Genomic DNA, 4,024 nt, shown 5'->3' with positions numbered 1-4,024 from the left:
GGCGGCCTCGGCGGCGCCCTGCACGGCGCGGCGGCGGTGGCCGCCGGGCTCGCCGCCGCCGTGCCGGTGCTCCGCCGCGCCGTGCGCCGCCTCGGCGGGGTGACCGGCGACGTGCTCGGCGCCCTCGTCGAGATCGCCGCGACGGCCGCGCTGGTCGCCCTCGCGGCGCTGCCCTGAGGGCGCGGCGGCCCCCCGGAGGGCAATGCTTGATCCAAAAGGACGAAACCGGTCACCGGGAGGACTAACATCGGGCTACGTGACGAGCATCAGCCTTGACAGCGCAGACCTGGCCGGCCTCGACGTCGACGCGATCGTGATCGGCGTCGCCCCCGCCGCGGCGGGCGCCGCGCCGGCCGACGGCGCGCAAGCCCTCGACCGCGCGATGGACGGCAGGCTCGCGGACGCGCTGGGCGCGCTCGGCGCCACCGGCAAGGCCGGCGAGGTGACCAGGCTGCCCTCGCTCGGCGCCGTCCCCGCCAAGGTCATCGTGGCCGCCGGGCTCGGCGAGGACCCCTCCGCCGAGGACCTGCGCCGCGCCGCCGGCGCCGCCGTCCGCTCCCTCGCGGGCACCGCCCGGGTCGCGGTCGCGCTCCCCGCCTCCGGCGCCGAGGGCGTCGAGGCCGTCGCGCTGGGCGCGCTGCTCGGCGCCTACTCCTTCGACGCCTTCCGCACCGGCGACGGCCACAAGAGCCCGGTCGAGGAGATCCGCCTGGTCGCCCCCGCGTCCGAGGAGGCCGCCCTCGGGCGCGCCCGCACCCTCGCCGCGTCGGTCCAGCTCGTCCGCGACCTGGTGAACACCCCGCCGTCCCACCTGTCCCCCGAGGACTTCGCCGGCGAGGCCGAGCGGGTCGCCGGCGAGACCGGCCTCGCCATCGAGGTGCTGGACGAGAAGGCCCTCGTCGAGGGCGGGTACGGCGGCATCGTGGGCGTCGGGCAGGGATCGGTGAACCCGCCGCGGCTCGTCCGGCTCGCCTACACCCACCCGGAGGCGTCCAGGACGCTCGCCCTCGTCGGCAAGGGCATCACGTTCGACTCCGGCGGCCTGTCCCTCAAGCCGAGCGAGGCGATGGACTGGATGAAGTCCGACATGGGCGGCGCGGCCGCCGTGCTCGGCGCGCTCGCCGCCATCGCCGAGCTGCGCCCCGCGGTCAACGTCGTCGGCTACCTCGCCCTCGCCGAGAACATGCCGAGCGGCACCGCGCAGCGCCCGTCCGACGTGCTGCGCATCTACGGCGGCACGACCGTGGAGGTCCTCAACACCGACGCCGAGGGCCGGCTCGTCATGGCCGACGCCCTCGTCCGCGCCGGCGAGGACTCCCCCGACCTCATCGTGGACGTCGCCACCCTGACCGGCGCGCAGCTCGTCGCCCTCGGCACCCGCACCTTCGGCGTCATGGCCAACGACGACGGCGTGCGCGAGAAGGTGGTCGCGGCGGCCGAGCGCGCGGGCGAGGCCTCCTGGGGCATGCCGCTGCCCCCGGAGCTGCGCAAGGGCCTCGACTCGGCGGTCGCCGACATCGCCAACATCAGCGGCGAGCGCTGGGGCGGCATGCTGGTCGCCGGGACGTTCCTCAAGGAGTTCGTGCCGGACGGCGTCAAGTGGGCCCACCTGGACATCGCGGGCCCCGCCTTCCACAAGGGCGAGCCGTACGGGTACACGCCGAAGGGCGGCACCGGAGCCGCGGCGCGCACACTGGTCCAGATCGCCGAGGACGTCGCCGCGGGAGTCCTGTAGGGGGCCACGGGAATTCCACGGGGGTCCCGCCCGCTGTGAGCGGGCGGGGAACAGAATAGGTTTTCTTGTGGCGTGGGGGCCCGGCTGCCGGTGCGCCCCGCCCAGGACGCCGCGATCCACGCGGCGCCACGACCGGGAAAGGGAGCGTCCAGTGGCCAACAACGGCCCCTTCGACATCGTCGTCCTGGGTGCCGGCAGCGGCGGGTACGCGTGCGCGTTGCGCGCCGCCGAGCTCGGCAGGTCGGTCGCGCTCATCGAGCGGGACGAGTCGCTCGGCGGAACGTGCCTCAACCGCGGCTGCATCCCCACCAAGGCGCTGCTGCACGCGGCCGAGGTGGCGGACCAGTCCCGCGAGGCGGCGAAGTTCGGTGTGAAGGCCACCTTCGAGGGCATCGACGTCGCCGGGGTGAACGCCTACAAGGACAAGGTCGTCTCGACGACCGTCAAGGGCCTCACCGGGCTGATCAAGTCCCGGGGCATCGAGGTCGTGCACGGCACCGGGCGGCTGGCCGGCCCCACCGCGGTCGAGGTCGAGACCGCCGAGGGGATCCGCCGCATCGAGGGCGGGCACATCGTGCTCGGCACGGGGTCGGCGCCGAAGTCGCTGCCCGGCCTGGAGATCGACGGCGAGCGCGTCATCTCCAGCGACCACGCGCTGCGGCTGGAGCACGTCCCCGGCTCGGTCGTGATCCTCGGCGGCGGCGTCATCGGCGTCGAGTTCGCCAGCGTGTGGCGCTCCTTCGGCGCCGACGTCACGATCGTCGAGGCGCTGCCGCACCTGCTCCCGCTGGAGGAGGAGACCAGCTCCAAGCGGCTGGAGCGCGCCTTCCGCAAGCGCGGCATCAGGTTCGAGCTCGGCACCCGGTTCCAGAGCGCCAAGACGACGCAGGGCGGCATCTCCGTCACCCTCGAAGACGGCAAGACCATCGACGCCGAGCTGCTGCTCGTGGCGGTGGGCCGCGGACCGGTCTCCGACGGCATCGGCCTGGCCGAGGCCGGCGTCGAGACCGAGCGCGGGTTCGTCAAGGTCGACGAGTACTGCCGCACGAGCGTCCCCACGATCTCCGCGGTCGGCGACCTGATCCCGACCCCGCAGCTGGCCCACGTCGGCTTCGCCGAGGGCATCCTCGTCGCCGAGCGGCTGAGCGGGCTCACCCCGCCGCCGATCGACTACGACGGCGTCCCTCGCATCACCTACTCCGACCCCGAGGTGGCCTCGGTCGGCATCACGTCCGCCGTGGCCCGTGAGCGCGGGTACGAGATCAAGGAGGTCACCTACGACCTCGCCGGCAACCCCAAGAGCAAGATCCTGGGGACGCAGGGCGAGGTCAAGGTGATCGCGGCCGTGGACGGCCCCGTCCTCGGCCTCCACATGGTCGGCGCACGCGTCGGCGAGCTCATCGCGGAGGGGCAGCTCATCTACAACTGGGAGGCCCTGCCCGGCGAGGTCGCCCAGCTGATCCACCCCCACCCGACCCAGTCCGAGGCGGTCGGCGAGGCGCATCTCGCCCTCGCCGGCAAACCACTGCACGTGCACGGCTGAGAAGCCGCACAAGTATTCCGAAGGAGTCGCTGGACCATGCCGGTCTCCGTCACCATGCCCCAGCTCGGCGAGAGCGTCACCGAGGGCACCGTCACCCGCTGGCTCAAGAAGGAGGGCGAGCGCGTCGAGACCGACGAGCCGCTCCTGGAGGTGTCCACCGACAAGGTCGACACCGAGATCCCCTCCCCCGCCTCGGGCATCCTCACCAGCATCACCGTCGCCGAGGACGAGACCGTCGAGGTCGGCGCCGAGCTGGCCGTCATCGGCGACGAGGGCGAGGCGCCGTCCGGCGGCGGCGCTCCGGCCGCCGAGGAGCAGCAGGCGGAGCCCCAGCAGGAGGCCCCGCAGCAGCAGGAGGCCCCGCAGCAGGCGCAGCAGCCCCAGGCGCAGCAGGCTCCCCCGCCCGCCGCCTGGCCGCCGCCGGCGCAGCAGCAGCCCGCGGCCCCGCCCTCCCCGGCGCCCGCCCCGGCGCCGCAGCCGCAGGCCCAGCAGCAGCCGCCCGCGCCGGCCCCGGCGGCCCAGCCCGCCCAGCAGCAGGCGGAGCCGGGCGACGGCCCGTACGTCACGCCGCTGGTCCGCAAGCTCGCGGCCGAGCACGGCGTCGACCTCGGCACGGTCAAGGGCACCGGCGTCGGCGGCCGCATCCGCACGCAGGACGTCCTGGAGGCGGCCCGCGCCGCGCAGCACGCCGCCCAGCAGAAGGCCGCCCCCGCCGCCCCCGCCGCTCCCGCGCCCGCCCCGGCCCC

The 4,024-nt window shown here is 75.0% G+C and carries 4 protein-coding genes; all 4 read left to right on the top strand.

Features of this window, described 5'->3' with window-relative positions; genetic code table 11:
- The first annotated feature begins 36 nt into the window (after positions 1–36).
- On the top strand, positions 37–177 hold the full coding sequence (locus ABD944_RS42005; protein WP_345187819.1) for an adenosylcobinamide-GDP ribazoletransferase: 141 nt from the start codon (positions 37–39) through the stop codon (positions 175–177).
- Between the two features lie 25 nt (positions 178–202).
- Positions 203–1,735, top strand: a complete 1,533-nt coding sequence (locus ABD944_RS42000; RefSeq protein WP_345187817.1) for a leucyl aminopeptidase — start codon at positions 203–205, stop codon at positions 1,733–1,735.
- Between the two features lie 151 nt (positions 1,736–1,886).
- Positions 1,887–3,278: a dihydrolipoyl dehydrogenase gene (gene lpdA, locus ABD944_RS41995; protein ID WP_345187815.1), complete on the top strand. Its 1,392-nt coding sequence runs from the start codon at positions 1,887–1,889 to the stop codon at positions 3,276–3,278.
- A 36-nt stretch (positions 3,279–3,314) separates the two neighbouring features.
- The coding region (locus ABD944_RS41990; protein ID WP_345187813.1) for a biotin/lipoyl-containing protein at positions 3,315–4,024 on the top strand (710 nt) is incomplete at its 3' end.

The sequence above is a fragment of the Actinomadura verrucosospora genome (assembly GCF_039540335.1).
Lineage (GTDB): Bacteria > Actinomycetota > Actinomycetes > Streptosporangiales > Streptosporangiaceae > Spirillospora > Spirillospora verrucosospora.
The sequence above is the reverse complement of the archived record's forward strand: the minus strand, read 5'-3'. Positions and strand labels throughout refer to the sequence as shown.